At 71.0% G+C, this 16,597-nt stretch carries 15 protein-coding genes and 1 pseudogene; 11 read left to right on the forward strand and 5 right to left on the reverse strand.

The window, feature by feature from the left end:
• Positions 1-65: 65 nt before the first annotated feature.
• The 3 genes from ACFWYS_RS13910 to ACFWYS_RS13920 all read right to left on the reverse strand — a co-directional run bounded on the left by ACFWYS_RS13910 (position 66) and on the right by ACFWYS_RS13920 (position 3,540).
• Positions 66-1,556 carry an ABC transporter permease gene (locus ACFWYS_RS13910; RefSeq protein ID WP_384767088.1) on the reverse strand — a complete coding sequence of 497 codons (1,491 nt, stop codon included), beginning with the start codon at positions 1,554-1,556 and terminating at the stop codon, positions 66-68.
• A 135-nt stretch (positions 1,557-1,691) separates the two neighbouring features.
• Entirely contained in the window at positions 1,692-2,939 is a 1,248-nt protein-coding gene (locus ACFWYS_RS13915) for an Ig-like domain-containing protein (RefSeq protein ID WP_384767091.1), read from the reverse strand.
• A gap of 247 nt (positions 2,940-3,186) precedes the next feature.
• Positions 3,187-3,540 carry a hypothetical protein gene (locus ACFWYS_RS13920; RefSeq protein WP_384767092.1) on the reverse strand — a complete coding sequence of 118 codons (354 nt, stop codon included), beginning with the start codon at positions 3,538-3,540 and terminating at the stop codon, positions 3,187-3,189.
• 109 nt (positions 3,541-3,649) lie between these two features.
• On the opposite strand from ACFWYS_RS13920, the gene ACFWYS_RS13925 reads away from it, so the two are divergent.
• Together ACFWYS_RS13925 and ACFWYS_RS13930 are read left to right on the forward strand one after the other, a co-directional pair.
• Entirely contained in the window at positions 3,650-4,015 is a 366-nt protein-coding gene (locus tag ACFWYS_RS13925) for a hypothetical protein (protein WP_384767095.1), read from the forward strand.
• Between the two features lie 42 nt (positions 4,016-4,057).
• Positions 4,058-4,822: a hypothetical protein gene (locus ACFWYS_RS13930; RefSeq protein WP_384767098.1), complete on the forward strand. Its 765-nt coding sequence runs from the start codon at positions 4,058-4,060 to the stop codon at positions 4,820-4,822.
• Positions 4,823-5,289: 467 nt separating this feature from the next.
• Here ACFWYS_RS13930 and ACFWYS_RS13935 read toward each other — a convergent pair whose 3' ends face one another.
• Complete coding sequence (locus ACFWYS_RS13935; RefSeq protein WP_384767100.1) at positions 5,290-6,123, reverse strand: HAD family hydrolase; 834 nt, start codon at positions 6,121-6,123, stop codon at positions 5,290-5,292.
• A 572-nt stretch (positions 6,124-6,695) separates the two neighbouring features.
• Here ACFWYS_RS13935 and ssd point away from each other — a divergent pair.
• From ssd to ACFWYS_RS13970, 7 genes and pseudogenes are all read left to right on the forward strand, one after another.
• Entirely contained in the window at positions 6,696-7,808 is a 1,113-nt protein-coding gene (gene ssd, locus ACFWYS_RS13940; protein WP_384767103.1) for a septum site-determining protein Ssd, read from the forward strand.
• A 404-nt stretch (positions 7,809-8,212) separates the two neighbouring features.
• Positions 8,213-9,481: a TadA family conjugal transfer-associated ATPase gene (locus ACFWYS_RS13945; RefSeq protein WP_384767413.1), complete on the forward strand. Its 1,269-nt coding sequence runs from the start codon at positions 8,213-8,215 to the stop codon at positions 9,479-9,481.
• Entirely contained in the window at positions 9,474-10,334 is an 861-nt protein-coding gene (locus ACFWYS_RS13950; protein WP_384767106.1) for a type II secretion system F family protein, read from the forward strand. The genes ACFWYS_RS13945 and ACFWYS_RS13950 overlap by 8 nt, the downstream gene beginning before the upstream one ends.
• 124 nt (positions 10,335-10,458) lie before the next feature.
• Positions 10,459-11,247 (forward strand): type II secretion system F family protein, encoded by a 789-nt coding sequence (locus ACFWYS_RS13955; RefSeq protein WP_384767109.1) that lies wholly within the window; start codon positions 10,459-10,461, stop codon positions 11,245-11,247.
• A 150-nt stretch (positions 11,248-11,397) separates the two neighbouring features.
• Positions 11,398-11,607 carry a DUF4244 domain-containing protein gene (locus tag ACFWYS_RS13960; RefSeq protein WP_384767112.1) on the forward strand — a complete coding sequence of 70 codons (210 nt, stop codon included), beginning with the start codon at positions 11,398-11,400 and terminating at the stop codon, positions 11,605-11,607.
• Positions 11,594-11,995 carry a TadE family type IV pilus minor pilin gene (locus ACFWYS_RS13965; protein WP_384767115.1) on the forward strand — a complete coding sequence of 134 codons (402 nt, stop codon included), beginning with the start codon at positions 11,594-11,596 and terminating at the stop codon, positions 11,993-11,995. Before ACFWYS_RS13960 ends, ACFWYS_RS13965 begins: the two co-directional genes overlap by 14 nt.
• A 236-nt stretch (positions 11,996-12,231) precedes the next feature.
• Positions 12,232-12,669: pseudogene (locus tag ACFWYS_RS13970) on the forward strand (Rv3654c family TadE-like protein); the annotation flags it as partial.
• Here ACFWYS_RS13970 and ACFWYS_RS13975 read toward each other — a convergent pair.
• Positions 12,611-15,379 (reverse strand): DEAD/DEAH box helicase, encoded by a 2,769-nt coding sequence (locus tag ACFWYS_RS13975; protein ID WP_384767118.1) that lies wholly within the window; start codon positions 15,377-15,379, stop codon positions 12,611-12,613. The pseudogene ACFWYS_RS13970 and the gene ACFWYS_RS13975 sit on opposite strands and share 59 nt — an antisense overlap.
• Positions 15,380-15,543: 164 nt before the next feature.
• On the opposite strand from ACFWYS_RS13975, the gene bldG reads away from it, so the two are divergent.
• Both bldG and ACFWYS_RS13985 read left to right on the forward strand, forming a co-directional pair.
• On the forward strand, positions 15,544-15,885 hold the full coding sequence (gene bldG / locus ACFWYS_RS13980) for an anti-sigma factor antagonist BldG (RefSeq protein WP_003975386.1): 342 nt from the start codon (positions 15,544-15,546) through the stop codon (positions 15,883-15,885).
• Between the two features lie 121 nt (positions 15,886-16,006).
• Positions 16,007-16,444: an ATP-binding protein gene (locus ACFWYS_RS13985; protein WP_384767121.1), complete on the forward strand. Its 438-nt coding sequence runs from the start codon at positions 16,007-16,009 to the stop codon at positions 16,442-16,444.
• The last annotated feature ends 153 nt before the right edge of the window (positions 16,445-16,597 follow it).

A 16,597-nucleotide genomic window follows, 5' to 3' on the forward strand; every position in this document is an offset into this window, starting at 1 on the left:
GCGCAGCGGCACCCCGTCAGCGCCGGGTTGCGCGACCCACCCGTCCCCAGCCCCGCCGACGTCAGCTACTCGACGCGCCTCAGCGCATCCGCCGGACGCAGACGTGACGCCCGCCAGCCGCCGAACGCGCCCGCGATCAGCCCGCCCGTCACCGCCAGCCCGACCGCCAGCGCCACCGTCGTAAGGCTCACCGGTGCCGTCAGGGCCACGTCGAGCGTCGTGCTCGCCGACTGCCGACCGGGCCCACCTCCCCCGAAGCCCCCGCCCCCCGGGCCGCCGCCCATACCGCCGCCACCGGCACCGGACCCGCCGCCCAACTGCGCCTGCAGGGTCGGGCTGATCGCCGTCACCGCGTACGCGCCCGCCAGGCCGAGCCCGATCCCCAGCGCCCCGCCGAGCAGCCCGTTGACCATCGCCTCGCCGACCACCTGCCGGGTCACCCGGCCCGACTTCCAGCCCAGCGCCTTCAGCGTGCCGAACTCCCGCACCCGGCGGGAGACGGCCGAGGAGGTGAGCAGACCGGCGACCAGGAACGCCGCCACGAGCACGGCGATCGACAGCCACTTGCCCACGCTCGTCGCCAGCGAGGACGCCGTGGACAGGGACCCGGACACCGTGTCCGCGAGATCCGCCGAGGTCGTCACCGTCGTACCGGAGATGTTCTTCTGGATGGCCGACTTGACGGAGTCGATCCGCTGGGAGTCGGTCGCCTTGACGTAGATCGTGGTGACCTTGTCCTTGGCGTCGGCCAGCGTCTGCGCCTGCTTCAGCGGGATGTAGAGGTTGGCGGCCGCGTCCCCGCTGTCGGGCGTGGCGATGCCGATCACCTTGAACTTGGTGCCCTTGACGGTGACGGTCGAGCCGACCTTCAGCTTCTTCTCCTTGGCGTAGGAGGTGTCGGCGACGACGACCTTGGCGTTGGTCTCCGTCGTCCTGAAGGTACGGCCACTGGTGATCTTCGACGACGTCAGCGGGCCGAGCGCCGGCTCGGTGACGTCGGTGCCGTAGACGGAGTAGTTGTTGACGTCGAAGTCGGCGCCCCCGCCCCGCACTTCGCCCTGCGGCTGGGCGGCGGAGCCACCGCTGCCCTGCCCGGGACCGCCGCCCTGCTGGCCCCCGCCGCTCTGGTCCTGCTGGAACTCACCGCGCGTGAACTGCCCGCTGACCTTGATGACCTGCAGGCTCAGCCCGCCCACGGCGTCCGAGACCCCGCTCTGCGAGCCGACCTCGGAGACCGTCGAGCCCGCCAGCGTCTGGAAGCCCTGGACCATGACGCGGTCGCTGGACTGTTTCTCGTCGGAGCCGTCCTGCTGCGCGTCGAACTGGAAGCGCGGCCGCTCGGAGCTGTTCGCGGCCGGTTCGGCGGCCTTGGTGACGGTCATGTCCGTGCCCAGGCCGTACAGGGACTGCAGGACCTTGTCCTGGGCCTTGCCCATGCCGGACGACACGGAGTTGACCACGATGACCAGCGCGATGCCCAGCGCGAGTCCGGAGGCGACGACGAGGGCCGCCTTTCTGCGGCGGCGCAGCTCGCGCCTCAGGTAGGTGAAGAACATGCGCCGCAAGCTAGGGACGGCGCGTGATGAAGGGATAAGGCCGAAATAAGAGATGGATGAGAAGGCTGAGACCGCCCCCGGAAACACCGATGCCGCCCCTGAGGGCGGCATCGGCGATCTGCTGTACGAGGTCGGTCAGACGGCCGAACCGGCCTTCCACTGCGCCCAGTCCATGTTCCAGCCGTTGAGGCCGTTGTCCGGCGCGATGGTCTTGTCGCCGGTGTTCTGGACGATCACGACGTCACCGACGATCGAGTTGTTGTAGAACCAGTAGCCGGCGCTGCCCTTGTCGTTGGCGCCCTTGGTGTCGGACAGGCCCACACAGCCGTGGCTGGTGTTCACGCTGCCGAAGATGGACTTGGCACCCCAGTAGTTGCCGTGGATGAAGGTGCCGGAGTTGGACAGGCGGATGGCGTGCGGCACGTCCTTGATGTCGTACTCGCCCTTGCCGTCGTCGTCCGTGAAGCCCACGGTCGCGCCGTTCATGCGCGTCTCCTTGAACTTCTCGGACATCACCATGATGCCTTCGTAGGTCTTGTTCTCCGGAGACCCGGCGGAGATCGGGATGGTCTTGATGGTCTTGCCGTCCTGCGTGACCTTCATCTGCTTGGTCTTCGCGTCGACGTAGGAGACCTGGTTACGGCCGATCTTGAAGGTGACGGTCTTCTCCTGGACGCCGTAGACGCCCTTGGAGCCCTCGACACCGTCCAGGGACATCTTCAGGGTGACGGTCGAGCCACCCTTCCAGTACTCGTCCGGCCGGCAGTCCATGCGGGTGTCGTTGAACCAGTGGCAGACGACTTCCTGGCCGCTGGTGGTGGAGACGCTGACGCCCTTCTGGACGGCCGCCTTGTTGCTGATCGCCTTGTCGAAGTTGATCGACACGGGCATACCGACACCGACGGTGGAGCCGTCCTCCGGCGTGAAGTAGCCGAGGAAGCTGTTGCTCGGGGAGACCGTGGTGAAGGAGCCGTTCTCGTGGGCCTCCAGGCCCTTGGAGTCCTTCGCGGTCACCGCGACCTTGTAGGTCGTGGAGCGCTCCAGCTGGGCGCTGGGCTTCCAGCTGGTCTTGTCGGCGGATATCTCGCCCTTGACGGCCGCACCCTCGGCGGTCGTCATCGACACCTCGGTGAGCGTGCCCTTGCTCACGGTGACGGCGGCGGAGTTGTTGATGGAGGCGTTGTCCGTGCCGTCCTCCGGCGTGATCTTGATCTGGGCCTCGGAGGTCTTCTTGGCCGCCGCCTCGTCGACCTTGGCCTGCGAGGTGTCGCCGTCGCCGCTGCCGGAGGCGTCGTCACCGCCGGAGCAGGCAGAGAGCACCAGGACACCACCGAGCAGTGCGGACGCGACCGAGAGGCCCCTGCGCCGCTTACTGTTCGTCATCACACGCTTCTCCATTGTTCCCGAATCCCAAAAACCCCGAGAGTCCCCGTCAAGAACCTTCAACGCTACGACCGGTTCGTCCCGTTCCACATACCTGGTATGTGTGGGGCACACCACGTCCGTCACGACGAATTGCCGTTGGCCCTTTGCCGTGACGCATGATGCGGGTGTCGGTCAGTGCGCACCTTGAGACGACGAAACCCCGGGCGGCGGTTGCCGCCCGGGGTCACGAATTCCCCAAGACGCCTCAGCCGACCCTGTTCACCGCTTCGTCGTCGAAGTCCTCGTCGACATCATCGTCGTCAAGGCCCCACTCCCGCGAATCCGGGTCGCGCTCGATCCGCTCGCTGGACCAGGAGGCCTGGACCAGTTCGATCCCCGGTACCTCGCTGACCAGGTCGAACGGATCGACCAGATAGGCGACGGCCTCCGCGGTGTCTTCCGTCACACTGCCCTCGGCATGGACCCGTTCGTCGGGCGGCATGGTGCTGTCGTCGGCGATGCGCCGCAGCGCGGCCTTGGTGAGGGCGTCCTCGTCGTCCACTTCGAGAACGACCTCCACGCGAAGGCGGACAAACCGTGATGTTTCTGGAGTACTCATGCCCGGAGAGTACGGCTCATCTCGCCCGTGACTTTCCCGTGACCCGCGACTTTCACTAACATCGCCCCACACGGCCAATTCGCCAGCGCCACAAGGGGATCGATATTCCGTGTCCGCCGCTCACCGATCGTCGTCCACCGCACGCCGATCGCTGCTGACCGCCACCGCCGCGGGGGCCCTGCTGGGCGCCCTGTGGTTCGTTCCCTCCGCGAACGCGACGGGCGAAGAGCCGGCGAGAACGGACCCCCCGACGACCTCCACGATGCAGGCACGGGCCGCCTCCGAGAGCACGGACGGCACGGGCAGTACGGGTACGGACAGTACGGCGGCCGACGGCCTCGCCGGGGACGACACCCGGCTCGCCGACACCGGGGCCTTCGACACGACCCCGTACATCGTGGGCGGAACCGCCTTCCTCGCGCTGGGCGCGGGCTTCGTCGCCTATTCGGTTCGCCGGGAACGCCTCGGTTTTTGAAATCACTTGACGCTCCCTTCACCTGGGCTTCATAGTCCGCGCATGAAGAGATCATCGGGCGTGCGCGCAGCCGCCACGGTTGCCGTGAGCGTACTGTCGCTCGCCCTTGTCACGGGTTGCGGAGGCGACTCCGGCGGTTCTGACGCGAAGGCGCTCAGCTCCGCGGAGTTGAAGAAGGCGATCATCGCCCAGGGCGATGCCGCCGGCTACAAGGTGGACGCCTCCGGCAAGCAGCTGCCGAAGTCCAAGGAACAGGTCACGAGCAGCGAAGAGAAGTGCCGGCCGCTCGCCTACGCCATGGGCGGCCAGGCGCCGGGCGACTCGGCGTCGCACACGGCCGTCATGGCCACGGAGGACAAGAAGAAGCCCACCGACTCCGCCTCCAAGTCCCTGGAGGACCTGACCGAGGGCGAGTTCGAGGACTCGTTCACGGACGCGCTGAGCCTGAACATGACCGTCGTAGGCCTCTCCTCCTACGACGGCGACGGCGCCACGGACACCTTCAAGTCCGTGGCGGACGCGGTGAAGAGCTGCTCCGGCGGCTTCCCCCTCACCATGCAGGGCACGGACCAGAAGCTCACCAAGATCACCGAGGAGAAGGCCTCCGGCGCCGGTGACGAGTCGGTCGCGTTCACCGTGGTGAGCGACATGGAGGACGGCGACGTGGGCACCGCGCACGCCGAGGTGGTGCGCCACGGCAGCACGATCGCCACGTACTACACGATGAACCTCGGCCTGATGATGACGGACAAGCCGTACGACGTCCCGGCCGCCGTCATCGACGCCCAGGCAGCGAAGCTGAAGTAACCCGGCCGGGCCTCACCATCCACGCAGGGGCCCGGGGGGGCGGCGGGTTGGGGTGGGGGCCCCGCGCGCCCCGGGGGGGGTTGGCGCAGTCACGCGGGTGTTGACAACACCGGGCGGGGCGCGCGCCGCCCCCCCCCCCCCCGCTGGCATGTTCACCGGGTTACCAAGCGTCCTCGATATGTTGCCCATCAGGTCGGGAACTTTGCCCGTCACCTGGTGCGGCTGGCCCGTAATCGACGGGTCGACGTCGCGTGGGTGCCCAATGTTCATGCTCGGTCCGTGGGGCCAAATGCGTATTAAAGGTGATCCTCTCGGATGTCCTTGGTCTCGCGGGCCGTTGAGTCCTTTGTACTCCAGGACACAACCAAGCGGAAGCCCTGGCTGCAGTTCTTTACTTTTACTCTCAAAAAGGTGGCAAACGGGCGCCGGTCTGTCGAACAAGACGGGCGAAATCCGGGAACCGCAGGTCAGGCGAGTGCCGTACGGCGCCGGCTCGCGTACCAGACGAGGCCCGCGGTGGCCGCAGCGGCTCCTATGGCGGCGGCCGCCAGGAGGGCGGGGCGCGGCGGTACGGAGAACGAGGGGAGCCGCTGCTTGAGCCGGACCGGGCGGTGGAAGTCGAGAATCGGCCACCCGCGCGCGAGTGCCTCACGACGCAGCGCCCGGTCGGGGTTCACGGCGTGCGGTAGGCCGACCGACTGAAGCATCGGCAGGTCGGTTGCCGAGTCGCTGTAGGCGTAGCAACGGGAGAGGTCGTAGCCCTCGGACGCGGCCAGTTCCTTGACCGCCTCGGCCTTCGTCGGGCCGTAGGCGTAGTACTCCACCTCGCCGGTGAAGCAGCCGTCGTCGCCCACGACCATGCGCGTGGCCACCACACGGTCGGCGCCGAGCAACTCACCGATGGGCTCGACCACCTCGGCGCCCGACGTGGACACGATGACGACGTCGCGCCCTGCCGTGTGGTGCTCCTCGATGAGGGACGCGGCCTCGTCATAGATGATCGGGTCGATCAGGTCGTGCAGTGTCTCGGCGACGATCTCCTTGACCTGCTGGACGTTCCAGCCACGGACAAGCGCGGAGAGGTACTCGCGTGTGCGCTCCATCTGGTCATGGTCCATACCGCCGACGCGGAAGACGAACTGGGCATATGCGGTCCGCAAGGCGGCCCTGCGGTTGATCAGGCCACCTTGGTAGAACGACTTGCTGAACGTGAGCGTGCTCGACTTCGCAATGACCGTCTTGTCCAGGTCAAAGAAGGCCGCTGTGCGGGGCAAGGAGTGGTTTTCCACGAGCCTGAGCATAGGGGCAGCCCATTCGGCGTAAGGTGGGCGCGTGGGTTTGCCTGAGAGGGCTCTCGGGTACACCATGGAAGTCACGGATCGTTCGCGACCGTGCTAACCCGGTCCGACTCCTCCCCCCCCGAGTCGGCCGTGGAGACGACCCCCGCTCTCCCCCCCGGCGGGGGTCGTCGCATGTCCGGGGTGGTTTTCCTCTTTCCAGCACGGCCGCAGGGCCGAAGCCGGGCGGCTGCGGCCGTCCGATGGGCATGCCCATGATTCGTGACTGTGTGTAGTCGTCGTGCTGCTCTGCGGGAGTCGCACAGGGGTCGGTGCGGGGGTCACCGGTATGGGTGACGGCGATATTCACAAGCACCGAGTTGTCCACAGTTATCGACCAAGATCCACACGATTTCCGGGATCGCTGCACCGTGATTCCAGCGCGTCCGGCACGGGCCGACTTCATGGCCGGTTCTGGTTAGTCGGGCGTGTTTGGCCGGTTCGTATCGGCCGTTCATATGGAGGCCGCTTGCCGGTTCTTCACATGTTTGGGATTCGCGGGCCGCAGGGCTGCGCGAGTGATGCAGCGAAGGGGGATGGAAACAGTGGCCGCAGCCGTCACACACGATCCACCGCCCACCGCCTCCGGGCGGCCGGGCAAGCCGTTGATCGTCACGGAAGACGCCGAACTGCTCGATGACCTGCTGCGCCTGTGCGCGGCGGCCGGCGCCACGCCCGAGGTCCACCACGGGGTACCCGAGCCCAGAGGCAGTTGGGAGGCCGCGCCGCTCGTCCTGGTCGGCGACGACGCGGCACGCCGCGTGCGTGGAGCCGGGCGCAGGCGTGGAGTGGTGCTCGTCGGCCGGGACCAGGACGACTCGGGTGTCTGGCGCCGGGCCGTCGAGATCGGCGCCGATCACGTCCTGATGCTGCCCGACGGAGAGCAGTGGCTGGTCGACCGCATCGCCGACGTCGCCGAAGGCGTCGGCCGGCCCGCCCTCACCGTCGGGGTCATCGGCGGCCGTGGCGGGGCCGGAGCGTCCACGCTCGCGTGCGCCCTGTCCGTCACCGCCGCGCGTGAAGGGCTGCGCACGCTGCTCGTGGACGCCGATCCGCTGGGCGGCGGACTCGACGTCCTGCTCGGCGGCGAGGCGACCGAGGGACTGCGCTGGCCCGCGTTCGCCGGCTCGCGCGGGCGGCTCGGCAGCGGAGCGTTGGAGGAGTCACTGCCGAAACTGCATGCCCTGCGGGTCCTGAGCTGGGATCGCGGCGACTGCCTCGCCGTCCCGCCGCAGGCGATGCGAGCGGTGCTCGCCGCGGCCCGACGCCGGGGCGGGACGGTCGTGGTCGACCTGCCCCGCCGTATCGACGGCGGCGTCGCGGAGGCCCTCGCCCAGCTCGACGTCGGGATCCTCGTGGTCCCCGCCGAACTGCGCGCCGTCGCCGCGGCCCGGCAGGTGGCCTCCGCGGTCCGGATGGTCCTGCGGGACCTGCGGGTGGCCGTACGCGGGCCGTACGCGCCCGGACTTGACGACCGCGAGGTGGCCCGCCTGCTGGAACTGCCGCTCGTGGGCGAGGTGCCGGTCGAGTCGGGACTGCTGCGGCCGCACGAGAGCAAGGCGCCGCCGGGCGCGGTGGGGCGGGGGCCGCTCGCACGGTTCTGCCGGGAGTTCTGGGAGCACGCGTTGCTCGAAGCGAGGGCGGCATGAGCGGCATGCGTACGGCTTCGGGGCTCGACGGGGCCAGCGGGAGCGCGGCGGGTTCGATGCGGGCGGCGCCCGAGCGGTGGAGGTCGGGCGGGACGGCGGCCGGGACCGCGGGTGGCAGGGCGCGTAGGGCAACGCCGCGATGGGCTTCGGGTGCTTCGGGTGCCTCGGGTGGCGGTGCGCTTGCGCGGCGGGGGTCGGATCGGGCGGTGAGTACGACGGCTGTGGAGCGGGAGCGGGAGCGGGAGCTGGACGGCGTGGCGGGTGCGGCGGTGGCTGTAGGGCCGCAGTCGGACGGCACGGCGCATACGGCCCCTGTACGGCGGGAGTCGGCAGATCAGGCTGGTCGGGCGGCCGGTCCGTCGGCTGCGCGGTGGGTTTCGGACGGGGCGGCGGCAGGGGCGGGCATTCCGGCCGGGCTGCTCGACGGGGTGCGGCAGTGGCTGGCCGAGAGCGGGGCCGAGCCGACGCCCGCGCGCGTGGCGCAGGCTCTGCGGGAGCAGGGGCGGGTACTGGGCGACTCCGAAGTACTCGGCGCGGCCGAGCAGTTGCGGTCCGAGCTGGTCGGGAGCGGGCCGCTGGAGCGGCTGCTCGCCGATCCTTCGGTGACCGACGTGCTGGTGTCGGCGCCGGACCGGGTCTGGGTGGACCGGGGCGGCGGCCTGGAGCTGACCTCCGTGTCCTTCCCCGACGCGGCGGCCGTACGACGTCTGGCGCAACGCCTCGCCGCGGTGGCCGGGCGGCGACTGGACGACGCGCGGCCCTGGGTGGACGCCCGGCTGCCGGACGGGACGCGGCTGCACGCGGTGCTGCCACCGGTCGCCGTCGGCTGCGCCTGTCTGTCGCTGCGGGTCGTACGGCCGAGGGCGTTCACGCTCGACGAGTTGGTCGCGGCGGGCACGGTGCCGCCGGGCGGGGACCGGGTGCTGCGGGCGCTGGTCGACGCGCGGCTGTCCTTCCTGGTCAGCGGCGGGACCGGCAGTGGCAAGACGACGTTGCTGAGCGCGCTGCTCGGGCTGGTCGGGGCGGGTGAGCGGATCGTGCTCGCGGAGGACTCGGCGGAGCTCAGGCCGGACCACCCGCATGTCGTACGGCTGGAGAGCCGACCTGCCAACCAGGAGGGCGCCGGGCTCGTCACCCTGGAGGACCTGGTCCGGCAGGCACTACGCATGCGCCCGGACCGGCTGGTCGTGGGCGAGGTGCGCGGTCCTGAAGTGGTGGATCTCCTGGCCGCGTTGAACACCGGCCACGAAGGAGGCTGCGGGACCGTCCACGCGAATACGGCGGCCGACGTGCCGGCCCGGCTGGAGGCGCTCGGCACCGCGGCCGGGCTCGACCGGGCCGCGCTGCACAGCCAGTTGGCGGCCGCGCTGTCGGTCGTACTCCACCTCGTGCGCGATCGGACCGGGCGGCGGCGGATCGCCGAGATCCATGTGCTGGAGAGGGATCCGTCGGGCCTGGTGCGGACGGTGCCGGCGTTGCGGTGGGGCGCGGAGGCGTTCGTGTACGAGCGGGGGTGGGAGCGGCTGCGGGGGTTGCTTCGGGGGGAGAGCGGTGAGCTGCGCGGTGGTGTGAGTGGGGTCGGGGATCGGGGCGGGCCGGGCGGGCGCGATGGGTTCGGTGGGGTGCGGCGTTCGGTGATCGATCGTGAGGGGTTCGGTGGGCTGAATGGGTGAGATGTCGTTGGGTGCAGCTGCGGTGTGTCTCGGGGCGGCGGTCTGGTTGCTGGGCGGGCGGAATTCCGGGGCGCGGCGGGCGGAGTTGTTGCTCGCGGGTGGTGGGGCGGTGGGAGCCGGGCCGCCCGACTGGCGGCAGTTGGCCGGTGAGTTGCGGCGGCTGTGGGGGCGGTTACGGGCCGAGTGGTGGGCGCCGGCTGTGGGGCTGGTGCTGGGCGTTCTCGGGTCGTCGGTGCTGCCGGTCGTCGCGGGGGCGGCCGGGGTGCCGTTGCTGCGCAGGGTACGGCTGGCCCGCGAGGCGCGGCGGGCGCGGGAGGGTCGCGGCGACGCGGTGATTGCGTTGTGCGGGGCGCTTGCCGGTGAGGTGCGGGCCGGGCGGCAGCCGGGTGAGGCGTTGCTGCGGGCCGCGCTGGACTCCGGCGGGCTCGGTGAGGCGCAGGCCGCGGTGCTGGCGGCGGCGCGGTTCGGCGGGGATGTGCCGGGGGCGCTCGCCTCCGCGGCGCGGCAGCCGGGAGCGGAGGGCCTGTCGGGGCTGGCGGCGTGCTGGCGGGTGGCGGTGGACCAGGGCGCGGGGCTCGCGGCCGGGCTCGACCGGCTGGAAGGGGCGTTGCGTGCGGAGCGGGACCAACGCGCCGACCTGCGTGCTCAGTTGGCGGGTGCTCGGTCGACGGTGGTGATGCTCGCGGGGTTGCCGGTCCTGGGGTTGTTGCTCGGGGCCGCCATGGGGGCCGACCCGCTGCGCGTGCTGCTGCATACCGGGGCGGGGCTTGTCTGCCTGGTGGTCGGCGGGGTGCTGGAGGGGCTGGGGATGTGGTGGGCGCTGCGGATCGTGCGGGGAGCGGAGGCGGGGTGAGGGGACGGGGTGAGGGCCGGGGGTGAGGGCGTGGGCTGGGCGTGGGCGTGACAGGGAGGGGCTGTGAGCGAGAAGGGGTGCCTGCTTTGCGGAACCGCGCGGGTCGGCAGAGGGAGGTGACGGAGTGAGTGCGGAAGTTTTCCACAGGCTGGGGGTGGCCCTGGGGGTGGTGCTGGTCGTCGGGTGGCTGTTGCGGCTGCCTGTGGCGGCACGGCACGAACGGCGGGTCCGGCGGCGGCTGGCCCGGTTGATGGCGGCCACTGATGGGACGCCGAAACGCCGACGGTTCGATGTCCGGCAGAGCGTGCGGCAAGGGCTGCCCATGGTGGCGGTCGTGGGCGCGGGCTGGGCGCTGGTCGGTGGTGTCGCCGGGGTGACGGTGGGGCTGGTCGTCGCCGGAGGGCTGGGGCTGTGGCGGCGTCGACAGGGTGCCGTCGGCGCCGAGGAGGGGCTCGACGTCGGTGAGGTGGCTCGGCAACTTCCGCTCGCCGCCGATCTGTTGGCGGCCTGTATCGCGGCGGGAGCCGGTCCGGTGATCGCGGCGCAGGCAGTGGGCGAGGCCTTGGGCGGTCCTGTCGGGGACGCGTTGGCGCGCGGCGCGGCAGAGGTACGGCTCGGTGGCGAACCGGGTGAGGCGTGGCAGCGGTTGGCCTCGATGCCGGGGGCCGCGGCGTTGGCGCGGTTGCTGGAGCGGGCCGATGTGTCGGGGCTTCCGGCGGCCGGACCGGTCGCGCGGGTCGCCTCGGATGCTCGCGCCGGCTGGACGCGCGCGGCGACGGAACGGGCCAGACGGGCGGCAGTCATGGTCAGCGCGCCGGTGGGGCTGTGCTTCTTGCCCGCGTTCATCTCGGTCGGTGTCGCGCCGGTGGTGATCGGGCTTGCGGGTGGGGTGCTGGGAGGGGGTGGTGGATGACGGGGTGACGGCGTGAGGGCGGCAACGGCCGCAGGAAGAGGGCATGGAGTTCGAGCTCGGAGTTCGGAAGTCGGCAGCAGCCGGCTAGCAGCTGGCTAGCAGCCGGTTGGCGGTCGATCAGCAACAGGACTGAGATGCACGGGGGTTGAGATGTACAAGGTGGTACGGACGCGGATGCGTGCGCTGGTGTGCAGGGTGCGCGGGGCGCGGAGGGATGCGGGGATGGTCACCTCCGAGTACGCGATGGGGATCGTCGCGGCGGTTGCGTTCGCCGTGGTGCTCTACAAGGTCGTGACGAGCGGGGAGGTCAGCGCGGAACTGCAGGCCATCGTGAAGCAGGCGCTCGATGCGCGGATGTGAGGGGGAGAGCGTGCGGGGGTCCGACCGGGCGTCGGCCTGGGGGTCGGACCGGGGGTTCGTGACGGCGGAGTCGGCTGTGGTGCTGCCCGTGCTGGTGATGTTCGCGATGGCGCTGGTGTGGGGGCTGCTCGTGATGGCCGTCCAGATCCAGTGTGTGGACGCGGCCCGGACGGGCGCCCGCGCGGCGGCACGACAGGATCCGGCCGACGCGGTCATCGAGGTGACCCGTGAGGCGGCACCGCGCGATGCGAGGGTCACGGTCGACCGGGAAGGGGGCGAGGTTCGCGTGGTCGTAGTGGCCAGGCCGTCGTTGCTGCGCGGGCTGCCCTTCGAGGTACGGGAGGAGGCCGTGGCGGCGGCGGAGGAGAGCGTGGGGGCGGGGACATGAGCGGAGGCTTCGCAGCGGGCCGGGGGGCTGTCGCCGACCGGCGCCTCGGTCGCGCGGTGGCGGGCGGCCGACGTTCTGGTGTGGCGGCAGGCGGTCGGCGTTCCGGTGTGGCGGCGGGCGGTCGGCGTTCCGGTGTGGCGGCGGGCGGTCGGCGTTCCGGCGTAGCAGGGGGCGGTCTGCGCTCTGGTCACGCCCCCGCCTCCGCCCCCGCCTCCGTCCCGGGCGTCGAGCGGCGCTTGGGCTCCCTCACCGACAGGCGTACGAACCGGAAGCCCGCCACCGGTCGCCCCAAGGCCCGGGAACCCGCTGCCCAGCCGTGCTCCGACCGAGGTTCCGCCACCGTCTGGAGCGTCAGCGTCCTCGCCGTGCTGTGTGTCGTCTTCGGCGCCGTACTCGCCCTGGGCCAGGCGGCCGTGACCCGGCACCATGCGGCCGGCGGTGCGGATCTCGCGGCGCTTGCGGCGGCGGATCACTGGGCGGAGGGCGGTACGGCGGCCTGTGGCCGGGCGGAGCGGGTGGCTCGGGCACAGGGTGTGCGGCTCGTGCGGTGCGAGGTGGTGGGTGAGGTCTCGGACGTGACCGCGGCGTCGGGCCGGGGGCCGTTCGCCGCAGAGGTCAGGGCACGGGCGGGACCTGCGGGCCTGGCCTTGCCGACGGGGCCTCCGCGGACGGGCCCGGCTTTGCCGACGGCGCCCCTGCCGACGGAGCTTCTGCTGACGGGGACTCCGCCGGCAGGGCCCCCGCCGTCGCCTCCGCCGTTCGGCCCTGAGGGTGCGGCTCTGCCGACGCCGGCCCGTTGACCGACCCCTCGGCTGGGGCAATGCCGTTGCCGACCGGGGTAACCCCGCCCCCAGTTGGCGTAACCCCATCCTCAGCCGGGGTGCCCGCACCTCCAGTCGGCGTGACCCCATCTCCAGCCGGGGCACCCGCACCGTCAGTCGGTGTCACCCCATCCCCAGCCGGAGCACCCGCACCCCCAACAGGAGCACCCCCACCCCCCGCCAGATCACCCTCCCCCTCCGCCGCCCCCCGCAACAGCACCGTCAGCAACCGCACCGCCCCCCTCTTGTGCAGCGGATCGTTGCCGTTGCCGCACTTGGGGGACTGGATGCAGGACGGGCAGCCGGCGTCGCACTCGCAGGAGGCGATGGCCTGGCGGGTGGCAGTGAGCCAGGAGCGGGCCGTGTGGAAGGCGCGCTCGGCGAAGCCCGCGCCGCCCGGGTGACCGTCGTAGACGAAGACCGTGGGGAGCAGCGTGTCGGGGTGGAGCGGGATCGAGACTCCGCCGATGTCCCAGCGGTCGCAGGTCGCGAAGAGGGGGAGCAGGCCGATGGACGCGTGCTCGGCGGCGTGCAGGGCGCCGCCGAGGATCTCCGGGTTGATCCGGGCCTCGTCCAACTGGTCCTCGGTGACCGTCCACCACACCGCTCGGGTGCGCAGCGTACGAGGAGGGAGGTCGAGCTTCGTCTCGCCCAGTACTTCGCCGGTGATCAGCCGGCGCCGCAGGAAGGAGACCACCTGGTTGGTGACTTCGACGGAGCCGTAGCAGAGGCGCCCGTCGCCCCACGGGACCTCGATGTCCGTCTCCAGGACGGCGATCGCGGTCGTGTCCCGGGCGACCGTCGAATACGGCGGGGCGGCCTCCTCGACCAGGGCGACCGAGTCCTCCAGGTCGAGGGAGCGGACGAGATACGTGCGGCCCTGGTGCAGATGGACCGCGCCCTCGTGCACCGTGCTGTGCGCGGCGCCCGCGTCCACCGTGCCGAGCAGCCGTCCCGTCCCGGACTCGACGACCTGGACCGGGCGGCCGCCCTCACCGCGGATGTCGGTCAGGTCGGCGGCCCGTTCCCGGCGTGTCCAGTGCCAGGCCTTCGTACGGCGGCGCAGCAGCCTCGCGGCCTCCAGCTGCGGCAGCAGTCCTTCGGCTGCCGGGCCGAACAGCGCCAAGTCCTCGTGCGTCAGCGGGATTTCCGCGGCGGCCGCGCACAGGTGCGGGGCCAGGACGTACGGGTTGTCGGGGTCGAGGACCGTCGACTCCACCGGACGGTCGAACAGGGCCTCGGGGTGGTGGACGAGGTAGGTGTCCAGGGGGTCGTCGCGGGCGACCAGGACGGCCAGCGCGCCCTGCCCGGAGCGGCCGGCCCGGCCCGCCTGCTGCCACAGGGAGGCGCGCGTGCCCGGGTATCCGGCGATCAGTACGGCGTCCAGGCCGGAGACGTCGATGCCGAGCTCCAGGGCCGTGGTGGCCGAGAGGCCGAGGAGTTCGCCGGAGTGGAGGGCCTGCTCCAGGGCGCGGCGCTCCTCGGGGAGATAGCCGCCTCGGTACGCCGCGACACGCCGGGCGAGAGAACGATCTACTTCGGCGAGGCGTTCCTGGGCGATGACCGAGATCAGCTCGGCGCCACGCCGGGAACGTACGAAGGCGACCGAGCGGATGCCCTGTACCGCCAGATCGGTGAGCAGGTCGGCCGTTTCGGCGGTGGCCGTACGCCGGACGGGTGCACCCTTCTCGCCCTGCATCTCGGTGAGCGGGGGCTCCCAGAGGGCGAAGACCAGTTCGCCGCGTGGGGAGGCGTCGTCGGCTACCTCGACGACCGGGAGGCCGGTCAGGCGCCGGGCGGCCACCGCGGGTTCGGCGGCGGTGGCGGAGGCCAGCAGGAAGACCGGAGAGGCGCCGTAGCGGGCGCACAGGCGGCGTAGGCGGCGCAGGACCTGGGCGACGTGGGAGCCGAAGACACCGCGGTAGGTGTGGCACTCGTCGATGACGACGTACTTCAGCGCCTTCAGGAAGGAGGACCAGCGGGGGTGGGACGGGAGTATGCCCCGGTGCAGCATGTCGGGGTTGGTCAGGACGTAGTTGGCGTACTGGCGGACCCACTCCCGTTCCTCGAACGGAGTATCGCCGTCGTACACGGCCGGCCGTACAGAATTGCCCAGGGGATGTGAAAGTTCCTTCACCGAACGGCACTGGTCCGCCGCAAGAGCCTTGGTCGGAGCGAGGTAGAGGGCGGTGGCGCCACGGCCGTTGGGGGCCTCGGAACCGTCCAGGAGCGTCGAGAGGACGGGTACGAGGTAGGCCAGGGACTTGCCGGACGCCGTGCCCGTGGCGACGACCACGGAGTCGCCGTCGAGGGCGTGCTCGGCGGCGCGTGCCTGGTGAGCCCAGGGATGTTCGATTCCGGCCGTCTGCACCGCGGCGATGACCTCCGCGCGGATCCGGTCCGGCCAGACGGCATGGCGACCCTCGCGCGGGGGCACATGCTCCGTATGAGTGATGCGCGAAGCCCGACTCGGCCCCGAGGCGAGTCGGCCCAGCACCGCGCCCGGGTCCACCCGGGAAACGGGGCCCGTCGGGGATCGATCGGATCGGTGATTCTTGGCCATCGGCACCGAGTGTGTCACTGGCGTGACGGACAATGGGACCAAGGCGTCGTGCACGCCTGCCGGTAAGTGATTGAATGCCATCGCGGCTGGCGAACCGTCCTGGGGGCTTCAAGCCGAGGTGTCCCGAGGGACGACCGCTCGATTAGCAAGGTGCTGGAGGATCCGTGGACCTGTCCCTGTCGACCCGTACCGTCGGCGATCGTACGGTCGTCGAGGTCGGTGGCGAAATCGACGTATATACCGCGCCCAAGCTGCGCGAGCAGCTGGTCGAGCTGGTGAACGACGGGAGTTTCCACCTCGTCGTCGACATGGAGGGCGTGGACTTCCTCGACTCCACCGGGCTCGGCGTGCTGGTCGGCGGCCTGAAGCGTGTGCGTGCCCATGAGGGCTCCCTGCGCCTGGTCTGCAACCAGGAGCGCATTCTCAAGATCTTCCGCATCACCGGTCTCACCAAGGTGTTCCCGATCCACACCTCGGTCGAGGAAGCGGTGGCGGCGACCGACTGATCACCGCACCTGGGTCCGCCACAGCGCGTGCCCGGTACGGCAGAAGTTGAAAGAGAAGGGGGACCGGGCTTTCGGCGGCCCGGTCCTCCGGACAGCACGCCCGTAGTTCGGAGGGGGATGCATGGCCACCGTTGAACTCCGCTTCAGCGCGCTGCCCGAGCACGTCAGGACCGCCCGACTGGTGGCGGCAGCGGTGGCGCGCAGGGCCGGAGTGGACGAGGCCGTCCTGGACGAGGTCAGGCTCGCCGTCGGCGAGGCCTGCACCCGTGCCGTCGGACTGCATCAGAGCGTCGGCATCACGGCGCCGGTGAAGGTGTCGCTGATCGAGGAGGAGAAACAGTTCTCCATCGAGGTCGGCGACGAGGCGCCGCGCTTCGCTCCCGGCGAGCGGGCACCCGGCGCCGCGGGCGACGACGGCGATGTGGAGGCCGAGGAGGACGAGATGGGCCTCGCGGTCATCAGCGGCCTCGTCGACGACGTGGAGGTCTCCGCAGGGGAGCACGGCGGGTTGATTCGCATGACCTGGCCGACCACACCGCCGGCCGCGGTGCTCACCTGACCGGCCTACCCGAACGACCCGTCTCACCCTCCTCATCGGGGGGGGGGGGGCCGGGCGGGGGGGCCCGCGCGGGGGTGGGGCGCGGGGGCGGGGGTCGAGGTTTTGTTTAAAATCAAAAAAAAACAAAAAAAATATAAATACCAAATGGAAAGG

Source organism: Streptomyces sp. NPDC059010 (assembly GCF_042740355.1).
GTDB lineage: Bacteria > Actinomycetota > Actinomycetes > Streptomycetales > Streptomycetaceae > Streptomyces.

Coding starts and splice junctions, on each gene's coding strand:
- ACFWYS_RS13960 (WP_384767112.1), top strand. CDS start 11,398: ATGTACAAGGTGGTACGGACGCGGATGCGTGCGCTGGTGTGCAGGGTG.
- ACFWYS_RS13985 (WP_384767121.1), top strand. CDS start 16,007: ATGGCCACCGTTGAACTCCGCTTCAGCGCGCTGCCCGAGCACGTCAGG.
- ACFWYS_RS13965 (WP_384767115.1), top strand. CDS start 11,594: ATGCGCGGATGTGAGGGGGAGAGCGTGCGGGGGTCCGACCGGGCGTCG.
- ACFWYS_RS13950 (WP_384767106.1), top strand. CDS start 9,474: ATGGGTGAGATGTCGTTGGGTGCAGCTGCGGTGTGTCTCGGGGCGGCG.
- ssd (WP_384767103.1), top strand. CDS start 6,696: ATGGAAACAGTGGCCGCAGCCGTCACACACGATCCACCGCCCACCGCC.
- ACFWYS_RS13915 (WP_384767091.1), bottom strand. CDS start 2,939: ATGACGAACAGTAAGCGGCGCAGGGGCCTCTCGGTCGCGTCCGCACTG.
- ACFWYS_RS13935 (WP_384767100.1), bottom strand. CDS start 6,123: ATGCTCAGGCTCGTGGAAAACCACTCCTTGCCCCGCACAGCGGCCTTC.
- ACFWYS_RS13920 (WP_384767092.1), bottom strand. CDS start 3,540: ATGAGTACTCCAGAAACATCACGGTTTGTCCGCCTTCGCGTGGAGGTC.
- ACFWYS_RS13910 (WP_384767088.1), bottom strand. CDS start 1,556: ATGTTCTTCACCTACCTGAGGCGCGAGCTGCGCCGCCGCAGAAAGGCG.
- ACFWYS_RS13975 (WP_384767118.1), bottom strand. CDS start 15,379: ATGGCCAAGAATCACCGATCCGATCGATCCCCGACGGGCCCCGTTTCC.
- ACFWYS_RS13930 (WP_384767098.1), top strand. CDS start 4,058: ATGAAGAGATCATCGGGCGTGCGCGCAGCCGCCACGGTTGCCGTGAGC.